We start from the raw sequence: 16,120 nt of genomic DNA, 5'->3' as shown, positions 1-16,120 counted from the left end.
GAATGGGTAAATTGGATAATCAGCAGCTAGAAAAACTTCGTACCATGATCCCGGAAATGCGTCGGGTGAAACGGATCCACTTTGTGGGCATCGGCGGTGCGGGTATGTGTGGTATTGCTGAAGTGCTGATTAATGAAGGTTACCAAATAACCGGCTCGGATCTTGCACAAAATGTGGTCACCGAGCGTTTGGCGTCCATGGGGGCAGAGATCTTTATCGGTCATCAAGCCAGTCATATTGAGAAAGCAAGCGTGGTGGTGGTCTCTACCGCCATCAAGCCCGATAATCCGGAAGTGGTCGCGGCAAAATCGCTCCGCATTCCGGTGGTTCGTCGTGCCGAAATGTTGGCCGAATTGATGCGATATCGGCACGGTATTGCCGTTGCCGGCACTCATGGTAAAACCACGACCACTGCATTAGTGACACAGATTTATTCGGAAGCCGGTTTAGATCCCACCTTTGTTAATGGGGGATTAGTGAAAAGTGCTGGCACCAACGCGCGTTTGGGGAGTAGCCGATATTTGATTGCGGAAGCGGACGAAAGCGATGCCTCTTTTTTGCATTTACAACCTATGGTCGCCATCGTCACCAATATTGAAGCCGACCATATGGATACCTACGGCGGTAACTTTGAAACGCTAAAGCAAACCTTTATTGATTTTCTTCACAATCTACCGTTTTACGGGTTAGCGGTGGTGTGTATTGATGATCCTGTGGTACGCGCCCTGATCCCATCGATTGGTCGCCAAGTGATCACCTATGGCTTTTCTGATGATGCCGATGTGCGTTTGCACGATTATCACCAAAAAGGTCAGCGCGGGATGTTTAAAGTCACCCGTCCGGGACGCGAGACCTTGACCATAGAGCTCAATATTCCGGGACAACACAACGCATTAAACGCCAGTGCCGCGATTGCTGTCGCGACCGAAGACGGTGTGGATGACGCTGCCATTGTGCGTGCGCTTGCCAGTTTTGAAGGAACAGGGCGTCGTTTCGACCAACTGGGAGAATTCCCTGTCGAGCAAGGAAGGGCGTTGTTGGTTGATGATTATGGTCACCACCCTAGTGAAGTGGATGTCACCATTAAAGCGGCACGCGCTGGCTGGCAAGATCACCGTTTGGTGATGATCTTTCAGCCGCACCGATACAGCCGTACCCGAGATCTCTATGATGATTTTGCCAATGTGCTGGAAAACGTGGATGTGCTGTTGATGTTGGATGTCTATTCCGCGGGAGAAACACCGATTGCGGGGGCTGACGGTAGAAGTTTGTGTCGTAGCATTCGGGCGCGAGGTAAGCTCGATCCGATTTTTGTGCCAAATGCCGAGGCGTTACCGGCCGCATTGGCCAATGTACTGCAAGCGAATGACTTAGTTTTAACACAAGGCGCGGGTGACATTGGTAAAGTAGCGCGAAATTTAGCGGCAATGGCGCTGGATAAAGCAAAAATGGCACAACAAAAAACAAACTGATGTGATAAAAAGCTGTGTCATAATCGGATGATCCGAATAAAAAGGCGGCTTTTTTCGCATCACAGAGCAAAATTGCTCGGAACAGATCTCAGCTTATTGATACAAAGCATCAATCAAGTTGGAGCACGAGGCGCGGGATCGCTATAATCAGTCGGTTTTTTCGCTGGGTGTGTCAAGCTTGCTCGACACAAGGCGATAACAAAGGTATGAGCATGGTAAATGCGCTCACACGCATACAAGAAACGGTGAACCTTGAACGTCAGCAATGGGCGGGATTGGTGTTTCTTACCGCAGTCATTCTTTTGATGGTGACCGGCTTTGTGCGAGTGATTGATTGGATGAGCGATGAGCAGCAGCTGCCTTTGTCTCAGTTGGTTATCGAAGGCGCTCGGACTCAGGTCAGTGATCAGCAAGTGCGCGACGCTGTGTTGTCGGTCGGCACCTTGAAAAGTTTTATGCTGCAAGATGTGAATAGCATCCAGGCAAACATCGAGGCGCTGCCTTGGGTTAAGCACGTGGCGGTTCGCAAACAGTGGCCGAACACCTTGAAAGTCCATATTACCGAGTATCAAGCGCGAGCTATCTGGAATGGACAGAAGCTGTTAACGCCTGAGGGCGAGATTTTTGATGGCACGCCGGCGGATGTTGCAGGACAGGAGCTGGTGTCTTTGCACGGTATGCCAGAGAGTGCAAAAGAGGTGCTTGCCGCCAGTGAGACTCTAAATGCGCAGCTCAATCGCATTGGCTTGTCGATTCAAGCCTTATCACTGAACGAGCGACGCTCTTGGCGTATCGTGACACGCAGCGGCATACGGATTGAATTGGGTCGAGAAGCACGAGAAGAGCGCTTAGCGCGGTTTGTGCACCTTTACCCTGAGATACAGCAACAACAAACACCGATCGCTTACGTGGACTTACGCTATGACACAGGTGCTGCCGTAGGTTGGAAAACAGAGACGGAAGAGACGACTAGCCAAGATTAAGAGATGGTGTGAATGAATAAAGCGACAGATAAATCACTGATTGTTGGACTGGATATCGGTACGTCCAAAGTGTCTGCGCTGGTCAGTGAAGTGCTGCCAGACGGCACCATCAACGTATTGGGCGTGGGGACCAGCCCGTCTCGTGGCATGGATAAAGGTGGCGTCAACGACCTAGAATCTGTGGTCAAATCCGTCCAGCGTGCGGTGAATGAAGCAGAAATGATGGCGGATTGCCAAATCAGTTCTGTGTATCTTTCTTTGTCAGGAAAGCACATTCACTGCCAGACTGAAAGAGGGATGGGTACGATTTCCGATGAGGAAGTGACCCAAGATGACGTTGACAATGTGATCCACACTGCTAAGTCAGTGAAGATTAGTGATGAGCAACGCGTGCTCCATGTGATCCCACAAGAATATAAAATTGACTATCAAGAAGGGATCAAAAACCCAGTGGGGTTGTCAGGTGTGCGTATGGAAGCCAGTGTGCACCTCATCACATGTCACAATGACACGGCAAAAAATATTGAGAAAGCGGTTGAACGCTGTGGTCTTAGAGTTGATCAACTGATTTTCTCCGGCTTGTCAGCAAGCCATGCGGTGATTACACCGGACGAACGTGAGCTGGGTGTCTGCGTTGTCGATATTGGCGGTGGTACCATGGATCTCGCAGTTTGGACGGGAGGCGCGCTGCGCCACGCAGAGGTTATCCCTTATGCGGGGAACGTGATTACCAGCGACATTGCTTACGCGTTTGGAACACCGCTTGCCGACGCAGAAGACATTAAAGTGAAGTACGGCTGCGCACTTAGCGAATTGGTCAGCAAGGATGCCAAAGTCAATGTGCCCAGTGTGGGCGGACGCCCGTCACGGACATTGCAGCGCCAGACACTGGCAGAAGTGATTGAGCCACGTTGTTCTGAGCTGTTGGGATTGGTCAATCAGAAGCTGGTTGCCATTCAAGACAAGCTACGCAGTGAAGGCGTGAAGCACCAGTTAGCCGCAGGCATTGTACTGACTGGCGGTGCGGCACAGATGCACGGTTTGGTCGAATGTGCTGAGCGTGTATTTCAGAATCAAGTACGAGTTGGGCAGCCTGTGGGTGTCACCGGATTAACTGACTATGTACAAGCACCATGTTATGCAACAGCGGTTGGGCTTTTGCATTACGGCAAAGAAAACTTGCTGACAGAAACGAGTGAACCAGAGCAAAAGCGGGCTGTTGCCAGTTGGGTAAGCAAGCTGAGTAGCTGGTTTAAGAAAGAATTTTAACCCTGATGCGAACAGGAAGGACGGAGAGAACTCATGTTTGAACCGATGATGGAAATGTCTGACGATGCGGTAATTAAAGTCGTTGGCATTGGCGGTGGCGGCGGTAACGCTGTCGAGCATATGGTACGTGAGTCAATCGAAGGCGTTGACTTCATTAGTATTAACACTGACGCCCAAGCGTTGCGTAAAAGTAGCGTTGGCACCGTCATTCAAATTGGTGGCGACATCACCAAAGGCCTAGGCGCGGGGGCAAACCCTCAAGTAGGTCGAGATTCTGCCCTTGAAGATCGCGATGCGATTAAAGCTGAGCTCGAAGGTGCCGATATGGTATTTATCGCAGCAGGAATGGGCGGCGGTACTGGGACAGGTGCAGCACCTATCATCGCAGAAATTGCGAAAGAAATGGGTATCCTCACCGTTGCAGTGGTCACCAAACCATTTAGCTTCGAAGGTAAGAAGCGACTGGCCTTTGCTGAGCAAGGAATTGAAGAGCTGTCTAAGAATGTTGACTCGCTTATCACGATTCCTAACGAAAAACTGCTCAAAGTACTGGGTCGTGGCATAACCTTACTAGATGCGTTTGCGAAAGCGAATGATGTACTTCGTAACGCGGTGCAAGGTATTGCTGAGCTGATTACCCGTCCGGGCCACATTAACGTCGACTTTGCGGATGTCCGCACTGTGATGTCAGAGATGGGGCACGCCATGATGGGAAGCGGGGTTGCTACGGGAGAAGACCGAGCAGAAGAAGCGGCTGAAATGGCCATTTCTAGCCCGCTACTTGAGGACATCGACTTAGCAGGCGCACGCGGTGTGCTGGTGAACATTACCGCTGGTTTCGATATGCGTCTTGATGAATTCGAGACGGTCGGTAACACGGTTAAAGCGTTCGCCTCTGATAATGCGACTGTCGTGATTGGTACCTCGATGGATCCGGAAATGAGCGACGAGCTGCGAGTGACTGTGGTGGCAACGGGGATTGGCAACGAACGTAAGCCAGATATTACCTTGGTGACCAACGCACAGTCTGGGCAAGCACCGGCCGAGCCGAAAAAGGCACAGCCTTTGCAAGAAAAACCTCAGGCGGCAACGCCTGCGGCAAAAGAGCAGCCAGCTGCGTCGTCGTCAAACGCGGCGCCAAAATCGCAGACCGAGCATGATTATCTCGATATTCCTGCGTTTTTGCGTAAGCAAGCTGACTAGTGCCAGTGCTTGGTTTGTAGCCAGCGATGTGCTATCATCACGCTCCCTTTGTCTAAGGTGACAGGGTAATGAGTGACGCAGAGCACACTTTTTTGAGAAAAAGTTGAGATAAGCCGATGATAAGACAGCGAACATTAAAAAGTATTGTCGAAACGACCGGTGTGGGCCTCCACTCTGGGCGTAAGGTTACGCTTACTCTGCGTCCGGCTCCTGCGAACACCGGCGTGATTTATCGCCGTACCGATATGGAGCCGCCGGTTGACTTTCCGGCTGATCCAGCGGATGTACGCGACACTATGCTGTGTACCGCGCTCGTTAATGACGAAGGCGTGCGTATCTCGACTGTCGAGCATTTAAGTGCCGCGATTGCCGGTATGGGCATCGATAACATTATTATCGAGGTCAATGCGCCAGAAATCCCGATTATGGATGGTAGCTCAAGCCCATTCATCTTCTTGCTGCAATCTGCCGGTATTGAAGTACAAAACGCACCAAAACGATTCATTCGCATTAAAAAACCTGTTCGCATTGAAGACGGCGACAAATGGGCAGAGCTGGTGCCGTATAACGGTTTCCGCCTCGATTTTGCCATCGACTTCAACCATCCTGCGATTGAATCAGAGCAACAAAATTTGGTGATGGACTTCTCGACACAGTCGTTTATCAAAGATATCAGTCGTGCGCGAACCTTTGGGTTTATGCGCGACATTGAATACCTACAATCACAGAACCTGTGTTTGGGCGGCAGCTTTGATTGCGCCATTGTTCTGGATGACTACCGCATCTTGAACGAAGAAGGTCTGCGCTTTGATAACGAATTAGTGAAGCACAAAGTGTTGGATGCAATTGGTGACCTATACATGTGTGGCCATAGCATCATCGGTGAAATGCGCGCCTATAAATCGGGCCATGCACTGAACAACCAGCTGCTGCGTGCGGTGTTGGCGGATCAAGAAGCGTGGGAGTGGGTAACGTTTGAAGAAACGGAAAAATCACCGGTTGCCTTTGCTGATCCAGATATGGTGCTTGCCTAACACTTGCACCTAAATAGGGCAGAGCTGCCTCATCATGGTAAGTTGCTCAGCACCCTATTAAATCAAGCCAGAGTCACGACTCTGGCTTTTTTGTGTCTGTCGCTAGCTTGGCTAAGGCCTCTAAACGCGCTTTTAACTTTGGTGAGGCACTTTGCCCCAGCTCATGCAGTAACTCACCCGAGGCTTTGCTCAAATGGCGCGCGGGTGTGGTGGCATCTTCTTCTCTATCCACGGCGGCCAAGGCTGGATTAATTTTCACTTCAATGGTGGTGAGACTGGCGAGGCCTTTTTGCCGTAATACGGACAAAAGGTGTTGGCGCTCGTAATTGAGCCGCATAGCCCAAGCAGCGCTGCCAGCTTCAACCACGAGCACGCCCTCACGATAGTTTGCTACCCGGCAAGCCTTAGAGGTTTCGCCCGGTAACAAGGCCAAGATCAACTTATTTAGCTTGGCAAGCTCAACAGCGCGTTGAGCGATATTGTTGTTGTCGCTCTCTAACAAGTGCAACGTAGAGCGGGGTCGGTGATCTCGCATGGCTATTGTCTTTTTTATCGTCAATTCGGTGCGTGAACAGTCGCACAGCGTCTAATTTTTCCTAATTGATCCTATCTGTCCCTGATTATTCATAGGATGTCGGTTCAATTTCCCTTATTATAAGTGACCGAATCATTCACAGGTAAGTGTCGCATGGGTAGAGCGACAGGCATAGTGTTTTCAATGCAGCCTGTTAATTTCACAATCAGCTTCGCGGAAAATAAGTTGTTAAGCGGCACTGTCCGCCCTTGAATTCTTTCCGATTTGGCTCCACCTAATAAAGATGCGCGCATTGGCATCTTCTGTCGAATCGATGAACCATAGCCTATCCGCGTTGAACTGAATGCACACCAGCATCATTGCTGTGCAGCTGCCGCCCATGTGGGAAGACCATTAAAAAGAGTACCGGCAACGCCATGTTATCGAAAATCCTGACTAAAGTTATCGGAAGCCGTAATGACCGCACTTTGCGTCGGCTGCGAAAAGTCGTTGATGAAATCAACAAGCTAGAGCCCCAATTTGAATCCCTCAGTGATGATGCGCTAAAAGCGAAAACCGTCGAATTCCGTGAGCGTCTCGACCAAGGCGCAAGCTTGGACGATCTGCTTCCTGAAGCCTTTGCCACCGTCCGCGAAGCATCTAAGCGTGTGTTTGGTATGCGCCACTTCGATGTTCAGCTGATCGGGGGCATGGTGCTGCACAGTGGCCAGATTGCAGAAATGCGCACCGGTGAAGGTAAAACCCTGACGGCGACCTTGCCGTCTTATTTGAATGCACTGACAGGCAAATCCGTGCATATCGTTACCGTCAACGACTACTTGGCGCAACGTGACGCGGAAACAAACCGTCCGCTATTCGATTTTCTTGGCATGACGGTCGGCGTGAATGTGCCGAACATGCCACCGGAAGCGAAGAAAGCCGCTTACGCGTGTGACATTCTTTACGGAACCAACAACGAATTTGGTTTCGATTACCTGCGTGACAACATGGCGTTTCGTGCGGAAGATCGCGTGCAGCGCGATCGCTACTTCTCAATTGTCGATGAGGTGGACTCCATCTTGATTGATGAGGCGCGTACACCACTGATTATTTCAGGGCCAGCAGAAGATAGCTCAGAAATGTATCAGCGGATCAACGCGTTGATCCCTCAGCTCGAAAAGCAAGACGAAGAAGACTCAGAAGAATATCGTGGCGATGGGCATTACACCGTCGATGAGAAAGCCAAACAGGTCTACATGACCGAAAACGGCCAAGAGTTTGTCGAAGAGCTGCTAAAGAAAAACGGCTTGATGGCAGAAGACGATACACTGTATTCGCCCGCGAATATTAGCTTGTTGCACCATATTAACGCCGCACTCCGTGCCCATGTGCTGTTTGAGCGCGACGTCGATTACATTGTTAAAGAAGACGAAGTGATCATCGTTGATGAGCACACCGGCCGTACCATGCCGGGACGTCGTTGGTCTGAAGGGTTACACCAAGCGGTGGAAGCCAAAGAAGGGGTGAAAATCCAAAACGAGAACCAGACACTGGCCTCGATCACCTTCCAGAACTTCTTCCGACTCTATGAAAAGCTGTCAGGGATGACAGGGACCGCGGACACCGAAGCCTTTGAGTTCCAGTCGATTTATGGATTGGATACCGTGGTTATTCCGACCAACCGCCCGATGGTGCGTAAAGATCATGCTGATCAGGTTTACATGACCGAGCGTGAGAAATTTGCTGCGATTATTGAAGACATTAAAACGCGAGCGAAAGCAGGCCAGCCGGTACTCGTCGGGACTGTCTCGATTGAAAAATCAGAGCTTCTTTCTAATGCGCTGAAAAAAGATGGCATCAAGCACCAAGTCCTCAACGCGAAATTCCACGCCCATGAAGCCGAAATCGTTGAACAAGCCGGTTATCCGGGCACCGTGACGATTGCAACCAACATGGCCGGTCGTGGTACGGATATTGTTCTAGGCGGTAGCTGGAAGCAGGTACTGGGTGATATTGACGAGCCAACAGACGCCCAAGTCGAAGCGGCGAAAGAGAAATGGCAGCAGCTCCACGACCAAGTGGTTGAGGCGGGTGGCTTGCACATTATTGGTACGGAGCGTCACGAGTCACGCCGTATCGATAACCAGCTTCGTGGCCGTGCTGGTCGTCAAGGTGACCCAGGTTCGACGCGTTTTTATCTGTCGATGGAAGACTCACTGATGCGCATTTTTGCCTCAGAAAAAGTCTCTAACATGATGAAACGCCTCGGGATGGGTGAAGGTGAAGCGATTGAACACCCTTGGGTGAACAAGGCGATTGAAAACGCGCAACGTAAAGTAGAAGGACGTAACTTCGACATTCGTAAGCAGCTGCTGGAATTCGATGATGTGGCCAACGATCAGCGTAAAGTGGTCTACGAATTGCGTGACGCGCTGCTGGTTTCCAGCGATATCAGTGAAATGATTGAGCATAACCGTGAAGATGTAGTGAATGCACTGGTTAGCCAATATATTCCGCCGCAATCGTTGGAAGAAATGTGGGATATCGCCGGCCTAGAGCAGCGCTTAAAAGCAGACTTTGATATCGAATTGCCTATCCAACAATGGTTGGATGAAGACGACAAGCTGTATGAAGAATTATTGCGTGAGCGAATTCTGTCATCGCTGATTGATGTCTATAAGAGCAAAGAAGCGGCGGTGGGTGCTGAAACACTGCGCAACTTCGAAAAAGCGGTCATGCTGCAAACTTTGGATACGCTGTGGAAAGAGCATTTGGCGGCGATGGATCACCTGCGCCAAGGTATCCACCTGCGCGGCTATGCGCAAAAGAATCCGAAGCAGGAGTACAAGCGTGAATCGTTCGAGCTGTTTGAAGACATGCTAGAAGCGCTAAAAACCGACGTGATCACCACACTCAGCCGCGTTCGTGTGCAACAGCCTGATGACGTTGAGCGTATGGAAGCGGAGCGTCAAGCACGTGCAGAGCAAGCGGCTCGCCAACAGCAAGTGAATCATGCCAAAGCCGATAACCCACTCAGTGACGGCGAGGCGAATGCTTCAGGCAACGAAACTGTGGTGCGCGATGGACGAAAAGTTGGCCGTAATGAGCCGTGTCCATGCGGATCAGGGAAGAAATTTAAACAATGTCACGGTAAAATCTAACCCTGACTATGTATGACTAAAAAGGCCGTTCAGCGGCCTTTTTTTATACCCCAAGACGCGCGTTCGCCGACGTGTTTGCATCCATATCGACAGACAGTGGATAGCGCGTAGGCGGTAGTAAGTAGGAGTATTCATGAAACGGGTAAGTATTGCCGCTGGTGTGATTGTTAATGCCGCGCAAGATAAGATATTTATTACACGTCGCCATGCAGATGTGCACCAAGGCGGAAAGTGGGAATTCCCCGGCGGAAAAATAGAAGCCAACGAAACACCGCGCCAAGCCGTGGTGCGGGAGCTGCGTGAAGAAGTGGGGATTGATGCCACCGACGTCAGCCCCTTTATTTCGCTAGACTTTGATTTTCCAGATAAAGCGTTAAGCTTTGATTTTTTCTTAGTCAGTCGCTTTGAAGGGGAACCGCAAGGGCAGGAAGGTCAGCATGGTGAGTGGGCACCGATTACGCGTTTATCCGAGTATACCTTCCCTGAAGCGAATGACGCGGTACTTGAGAAAATCCGTGCTCGGTTTTAAGCACGGATCGTTCGTCTTGGCAGGTGGAGATTACTCCGCCTGTCCTTCTGACCATAGGTCGTCATCAGAGCTGTCTGGTGCACCGGGAATCGCCTTTTCTTCATTGGCCCATTCCCCTAAATCAATCAACTGACAACGTTTGCTGCAAAACGGGCGATGCGGGCTGATTTCGCCCCAAACAACAGGTTGTTGGCAGGTTGGACATTTCACCACCGCGGGGGTATCACTCACGCTCATCTCCTTAACAGACACTGATAAATACCGGCATATTGTCGGCGACCTCGCGATCATCGTCAAATGGCATAAAACGGATCGCAAAACGGTTTTTGTGTCCTGAAACCAACGGATAAACGCCCAGATCGGGGTTAACCTGAATTCGGATCAGGCACGCGCCATCAGCGTCTTGTTGATAGAAACCTTGTTTAACCTCGACATGCCCACCTTGTGCGCTTTCTCGGGTCAGTTGTAACCAAAATGCTAGGGCATGACGTAGCGGTGATAGTGTGGCGAGCCAGCCATTAATCGCGTTTTGGCGGGCGGCCAAAGGCTGATGTAACCAATAGTGGAAAATGGGTAAATCAAAACTACAGCTGCCACCGGGAATGGAGAATCGCTGTTTGATGCTGGTCAGGAAGCGATCTTCGCGTAGCGATTGGCCAAAACGCTTGGCTTGCAAGACCGCACGTTGGTGCTCGGCCAATTGCTCGAGCAGTTGTTGCAGCTGCTGTTGATCGACCTGTGGCACATGCGCCCAAGCGTTGAGCTTTTTCTTGAGCTTATCCAAATCCTTGGCAAGATCCGCTTTCACTTGCACTTGTTCGAGAATTTCCAGCAAATCAAATAGACTGCGGAAAAATTGAATATGGTGGCAAGGGGCCGATAATCCGCTCACTTCGTCCAATTGATCGAGCAGGTACTCTAGGCGCAAATAAATTCGCACCTGTTCATTGAGTGGGTGTTCATACAAAGTGAGGCTGGTCATAAATGTTTCGCGATCCTATCCGGTTACTCCCCGGTGTGATGGTGGGCGGCCAAGGTTAAATACGTCTGGTGTAAGGCATCAATCTGGTGTTGGAGTTCCGTCTCTGGTTGATCATTGTTGATGATGTCGTCGGCGACCGCAAGTCGCTGCGCACGGGTTGCTTGGGCAGCCAGAATGGCATCCACTTGCTGGCGGCTCACGCCGTCTCGCTTTAATGTCCGTGCAATTTGGGTTTGCTCATCAACATCGACCACCAAAATGCGATCCGCTAATGCCATAAGGTTATTTTCCACCAATAACGGCACCACAAGCAAACAGTAGGAAGAGCGTGCTTGCGCGCAAGCGCTGATCATCTGGGTACGGATCATCGGGTGCAGTAAGTCATCCAACCACCGTTTGTCGTCTGGGTGTGAAAAGACCCGTTCTCTGAGCCAAGCGCGATTCAATTGCCCATCGGGCAGCAGGGCTGACTCACCAAAGCGCGCGGCGATTGCCGCAAGCCCTTCACTGCCAACCGCCACCACATCGCGTGCAATCACATCTGCATCAATCACCTCAATGCCTTTGGCCGCAAACTGGTTGGCAACCGTGGTTTTGCCGCTACCGATACCGCCAGTAAGCCCAATCACTAATCCCATTAACGCACTCCCAATAGTTGTGAAAGATACCAGTGTAACAGGCCATCCCCCCACAGGAGGCAGACCCAGCCGGCGATCGCAATAAAAGGACCAAAGGCGAAAGGTTGCTGCAGTCCTTGCTGCTGACGGCGGAGTAGGATCGCGCCAATCACGGCGCCACTTAATGAGGCCAGCAGGATCAAGAGCGGCAGTACTTGCCATCCCAGCCACGCCCCCAAGGCGGCAAAGAGCTTAAAGTCGCCATAGCCCATGCCTTCTTTGCCGGTGGTGAGCTTAAAGGCCCAAAAGAGGCTCCAAAGGCTGACATAACCGACCATGGCGCCAATGACACTCTCACTGAGGGTGACGGGGCTGATGCCGATCAGCGCAAGGCCGATGCCGGACCACATCAAGGGTAAGGTGAGTTGATCGGGCAGCAGCAGGGTTTCCCAATCAATCAAGGTTAAGGCTAACAACACTAAACTAGCCGCCATCACCGCGATGGCCCACGTCGGGGAGGTGAAAAGCCATGCGGGGAGCATGCAAAGTATCGCGCTGGTCAGCTCCACCAATGGGTAGCGTTTACTGATGGGATGTTGGCAATGGCGGCAGCGGCCTTTTAAAGCCAGCCAACTGAGTAGCGGAATATTGTCATACCAGCGAATGGTTTGCTCACAGGCCGGACAGTGAGACGCGGGAAGGCACAAATCAAAACGCTGCCCATCGGGGGCCTCAATGTTTGCATCAGGAAAGGTGGCTAAGCATTCTTGGCGCCAACGACGCGCCATCATGATCGGCAAACGTGCGATGACCACATTTAAAAAGCTACCGATAATCAGGCCGAATAGGCCGGCAAGAACGATGAATAACGGCGATGAGAATATCAACATGGGACCTTCTGGGTATAAACCTTGTGCGCATCATAGCGCCTTGTGGCGAGAGACTCTATCTTGGCTAGCCAAGAACGGACATCAGATTGAAAATCGGTAAATACATGGCCACCACCAAGCCGCCAATCAATAGCCCCAGCACTAAAATTAACAGGGGCTCGATAATTTTACCGAGGTTGTCCACGGTGTTATCGACTTCGGCTTCATAGATTTGCGCGATGCGGTTGAGCATATTATCGAGTGAGCCCGACTCTTCGCCAATCATCACCATTTGGGTCACCATCACAGGGAAGCTGTCGCTGTCACGCAATGCTTGGTGGAGTGGAATACCCGTTGCGGTGTGCTGATACACTGCATTAAGCGCGTGAACATAATAAGCGTTGGTCATGGATTTTGTTGCCGCTTGTAAGCCAGAAAGTAACGGGATACCAGCACTAAAGGTGGTGGCGAGGGTACGAGAAAATTTGGCAATGCAGGCTTTACTCACCACTTCACCAATGACGGGCAGTCGGAGTAGCCAGCGGTCATAGTAATAGTGGTAAGTCGCGTTTTTACGCTGTAGCAATTGGTGGGCAGCGGCAAGGCCCGCCATCATCAGTGTGATGGTTAATGCGTGTTGGCTGACGATGTCGGATAAGGCGAGCACTTGTTGGGTCAGCCAAGGTAGCTCGGCGCCGAAGGAGTCAAAAATATGTTTAAACTTCGGGATCACGAATACCAGCAGATAGGCACTCACTCCCAAGGCCACGCTGATCACTATGCTGGGATAGATCATGGCTTTAATCACTTTACTGCGAAGCTGCGCCTGCTTTTCACGATACAAGGTTAAACGAGCAAAGACCTGTGGTAACTGCCCGGTTTGCTCGCCTGTTGCGACCAGATCGCAGTAGAAGCGATCAAACAAGGGACTCGCTTGCGCCAACGCATCGCTTAAACTGGTGCCCGCTTCGAGTTGCTGGCGAATATGACGCACCAGCAAGCGCATCTCGGCTTTGACCTGATTGAGCGCGATGAGGTTGAGGGCCTGTACGATAGGGATCCCAGACTCTAGCAGAGTGGTGAGATCGCGGGAAAACTGAGTGATATCCGCCGCTTTGGCTTTGTGACGGCGCTGCTGAAAGCTCGATAGTCGACGGCGAATGATGCGTGTGGGCAAGATCGATTGGCTCGCCAGCTGTTGGCGAGCATCCTGCTCGGTATAGGCGAACACCTGGCCTTTTTTGTCGCCGCCTGCAGCGGCTTGGCGCCAATGAAAGAGAAACAGCGTGGGTTTGGCCATGAAGACTCCTTAGGCAAGCTGAATAACGCGAGTAAGCTCTTGAATGCTGGTGATCCCTTGATTGAGTTTGGCAATCCCGGACTCGGCTAATCGCCACATCCCTTCCTCCGTCGCCAGTTGGGTCAGTTCGATGGCACTGGCATTGCGGTAAATGGCGCTGGCAATAGTCTCGGTGACAGGAAGCACCTCATACACCCCTGTGCGACCCTGATAGCCTTGATAACACTGATAGCACCCGTGAGGATGAGCTTGGTACAAGGTGTTTGGGGTTAACGTCGGATAGAGGTTAGCTAAGTGCTGAAGGTGTGGATCATCAGCTGGGTGCGGCTGTTTACACATCGGGCATAAACGGCGGACTAAACGTTGGGCCACCACCAAAGTTAGAGAGCTGGCAAGGTTGTAGGGGGCAATGCCCATATGGGACAAACGGGTGATGCTTTCGGCGGCGGAATTGGTATGCAGGGTTGATAACACCAGATGACCGGTTTGCGCGGCCTTGATCCCGATTTCAGCGGTGTCGAGATCGCGAATTTCCCCCACCATGACTACATCGGGATCTTGGCGCAAAAATGCGCGGAGTGCGGTGGCAAAATCTAAACCAATGGCCGTATTAACGTTGACTTGGTTGACGCCTTCTAGCTGGATCTCAACCGGATCTTCGACGGTAGCAATATTACGCTCGGGCTGATTGAGATACTTTAACCCACTGTACAAGGAGACGGTTTTGCCGCTGCCGGTTGGGCCGGTAAACAAAATCATGCCTTGCGGTCTATCCAATGCGTCTTGATAGTGCTGGCGTTGCCACTCGGTTAAGCCTAAATCATGCAAGGTTAATTGCTGCTGGCCATTATCCAATAGACGAACTACTACTTTCTCGCCCCAAATGGTTGGCAGGGTAGAGACGCGCATATCGACGGTATGGTCGGCAGTGAGGGTCAGCTTGATGCGCCCGTCCTGTGGCAAACGTCGTTCGGCAATATTGAGTTGGGCTAAGATTTTGAGCCGGGTCGACAGTCGCCGCGAGACCCCTGCTGGAGGATGAGCATAGGTTTGTAATAAACCGTCTTGGCGAAAACGAATTTGGTAGTGATGCTCAAAGGGCTCGAAATGCACGTCGGAGGCTTTTTTGCGCACCGCATCCACCAAGATCTGTTGAATGTAACGACTGATGGGCGCCTGATCGCTTTGTAGCTCGGCACTGTCCTCTTGTGGGCTATCGGTGACGGTCAGGGCCGCCAAGTCCTGATCACTGATGGTGATACCATCGCCAGTGCCATCGATATCTGCCCCATATAAGTGGCGCAACGCAGCATCCAAATCTGGCTGACTGAGCACCACTAACCGGACATTGAGCCCAGTAGAAAAGCGAAAGTCGGCGACAGCTTCTGCGTTATCTGGGTCACTGACCCCCAGTAATAGCTCTTGGCCTTGCTGAGCAAGCGGTAACACTTGGTGACGCTGAATTAAATCGCGTCGGTCGAGGGCATAGCAGGTGTCTTTAAACGGATATTGATGGCTCTCTGCGAACGGAAGATGGTACAGCGTGGCGAGGGTGTTGGCGAGCGCGGTGGGGTCAACCCCAGCATCGAGTATATGCGCAAGACTGAGCGACGTATGTTCGCCAATGCCCAGCATATCGCGCTGGGCATCAGTCAATAAACCGGCTTGATACAACTGAGCGGTTGGGATCATTGGCTACTTATGCTTTTTTACATCCTTTAATATCACCAGCTTCGAAAGCTTCGCTCGTTGAGTATTTACATACCCAAGCAAGGTCGCTTTTCTCAAAGGTAATTACTGTTCCGTTAATAGAACTATTTTGAGTAAACGTTACTGTAAGCTCTGTCGATGTGGCATCTTCGCCTTCTCCACTAGCTCCTGAGACGTTGACTGTTGCCAGCTCTCCGAGATTCGCTGCGTCACCTAAGGCTGCTTTAAAGTCACTCGCTGAAGAGCCACTATTTTCATCCAAATAAAGATCTAGTCGTGTAAGGAGAGCACGGCCTGATGCTAACCCTGAGTTAAATTCGGCAATTTTCTGTTTATTAACATAAGCGGGAACAGCGATGGCAGACAGCGCTGCGATAATACCGACGACGATCAGTAACTCAATCAAACTAAACCCTTGTTGCTTTTTCATCCTATTTCTCTCCTCGTAATCATGAGCTGCCGCAAAGTGAGTGGGCA

15 protein-coding genes are annotated in these 16,120 nt (G+C 51.2%); 7 read left to right on the top strand and 8 right to left on the bottom strand.

The window, feature by feature from the left end; translation table 11 throughout:
• The first annotated feature begins 2 nt into the window (after positions 1-2).
• The 5 genes from murC (at position 3) to lpxC (ending at position 5,961) form a co-directional block, all read left to right on the top strand.
• Complete coding sequence (gene murC, locus E8E00_RS11450) at positions 3-1,472, top strand: UDP-N-acetylmuramate--L-alanine ligase (RefSeq protein WP_096630791.1); 1,470 nt, start codon at positions 3-5, stop codon at positions 1,470-1,472.
• A gap of 212 nt (positions 1,473-1,684) precedes the next feature.
• Positions 1,685-2,455: a cell division protein FtsQ/DivIB gene (locus E8E00_RS11445; RefSeq protein ID WP_096631591.1), complete on the top strand. Its 771-nt coding sequence runs from the start codon at positions 1,685-1,687 to the stop codon at positions 2,453-2,455.
• 12 nt (positions 2,456-2,467) lie between these two features.
• Positions 2,468-3,724: a cell division protein FtsA gene (gene ftsA / locus E8E00_RS11440; protein WP_069586602.1), complete on the top strand. Its 1,257-nt coding sequence runs from the start codon at positions 2,468-2,470 to the stop codon at positions 3,722-3,724.
• Between the two features lie 33 nt (positions 3,725-3,757).
• Positions 3,758-4,927, top strand: a complete 1,170-nt coding sequence (gene ftsZ, locus E8E00_RS11435; protein ID WP_077455359.1) for a cell division protein FtsZ — start codon at positions 3,758-3,760, stop codon at positions 4,925-4,927.
• 116 nt (positions 4,928-5,043) lie between these two features.
• A complete protein-coding gene (gene lpxC, locus E8E00_RS11430; protein WP_069586604.1) occupies positions 5,044-5,961 on the top strand; it encodes a UDP-3-O-acyl-N-acetylglucosamine deacetylase in 918 nt (305 codons plus the stop codon).
• Between the two features lie 73 nt (positions 5,962-6,034).
• On the opposite strand, the gene E8E00_RS11425 is transcribed toward lpxC, so the two are convergent.
• Positions 6,035-6,496, bottom strand: coding sequence for a DUF721 domain-containing protein (locus tag E8E00_RS11425; RefSeq protein ID WP_096630796.1), 462 nt, complete (start codon positions 6,494-6,496; stop codon positions 6,035-6,037).
• A 416-nt stretch (positions 6,497-6,912) separates the two neighbouring features.
• Here E8E00_RS11425 and secA point away from each other — a divergent pair, with 416 nt between their 5' ends.
• Both secA and mutT read left to right on the top strand, forming a co-directional pair.
• The gene (secA, locus tag E8E00_RS11420) at positions 6,913-9,636 is read left to right on the top strand and encodes a preprotein translocase subunit SecA (RefSeq protein ID WP_077455358.1); all 2,724 of its coding nucleotides are present in this window, start codon (positions 6,913-6,915) and stop codon (positions 9,634-9,636) included.
• 133 nt (positions 9,637-9,769) lie between these two features.
• Positions 9,770-10,165 (top strand): 8-oxo-dGTP diphosphatase MutT, encoded by a 396-nt coding sequence (gene mutT / locus E8E00_RS11415; protein ID WP_096630799.1) that lies wholly within the window; start codon positions 9,770-9,772, stop codon positions 10,163-10,165.
• Positions 10,166-10,195: 30 nt separating this feature from the next.
• On the opposite strand, the gene yacG is transcribed toward mutT, so the two are convergent.
• The 7 genes from yacG to E8E00_RS17345 all read right to left on the bottom strand — a co-directional run bounded on the left by yacG (position 10,196) and on the right by E8E00_RS17345 (position 16,073).
• Positions 10,196-10,402, bottom strand: a complete 207-nt coding sequence (gene yacG, locus E8E00_RS11410; RefSeq protein ID WP_069586608.1) for a DNA gyrase inhibitor YacG — start codon at positions 10,400-10,402, stop codon at positions 10,196-10,198.
• 4 nt (positions 10,403-10,406) lie between these two features.
• Positions 10,407-11,147 (bottom strand): cell division protein ZapD, encoded by a 741-nt coding sequence (zapD, locus tag E8E00_RS11405; RefSeq protein ID WP_096630802.1) that lies wholly within the window; start codon positions 11,145-11,147, stop codon positions 10,407-10,409.
• Between the two features lie 23 nt (positions 11,148-11,170).
• Positions 11,171-11,785, bottom strand: a complete 615-nt coding sequence (coaE, locus tag E8E00_RS11400) for a dephospho-CoA kinase (protein WP_096630805.1) — start codon at positions 11,783-11,785, stop codon at positions 11,171-11,173.
• A complete protein-coding gene (locus tag E8E00_RS11395) occupies positions 11,785-12,654 on the bottom strand; it encodes an A24 family peptidase (RefSeq protein ID WP_096630808.1) in 870 nt (289 codons plus the stop codon). Before E8E00_RS11395 ends, coaE begins: the two co-directional genes overlap by 1 nt.
• Before the next feature lie 64 nt (positions 12,655-12,718).
• Entirely contained in the window at positions 12,719-13,933 is a 1,215-nt protein-coding gene (locus tag E8E00_RS11390; protein WP_096630811.1) for a type II secretion system F family protein, read from the bottom strand.
• 9 nt (positions 13,934-13,942) lie between these two features.
• The gene (gene pilB, locus E8E00_RS11385; RefSeq protein ID WP_096630814.1) at positions 13,943-15,625 is read right to left on the bottom strand and encodes a type IV-A pilus assembly ATPase PilB; all 1,683 of its coding nucleotides are present in this window, start codon (positions 15,623-15,625) and stop codon (positions 13,943-13,945) included.
• A gap of 7 nt (positions 15,626-15,632) precedes the next feature.
• On the bottom strand, positions 15,633-16,073 hold the full coding sequence (locus E8E00_RS17345; RefSeq protein ID WP_069586613.1) for a prepilin-type N-terminal cleavage/methylation domain-containing protein: 441 nt from the start codon (positions 16,071-16,073) through the stop codon (positions 15,633-15,635).
• Positions 16,074-16,120: the final 47 nt, after the last annotated feature.

Source organism: Salinivibrio sp. YCSC6, assembly GCF_004916735.1.
Taxonomy (GTDB): Bacteria; Pseudomonadota; Gammaproteobacteria; order Enterobacterales; family Vibrionaceae; genus Salinivibrio; species Salinivibrio proteolyticus.
Note: the sequence above shows the minus strand (reverse complement) of the source record. Positions and strands in the feature narration are given on the sequence as shown.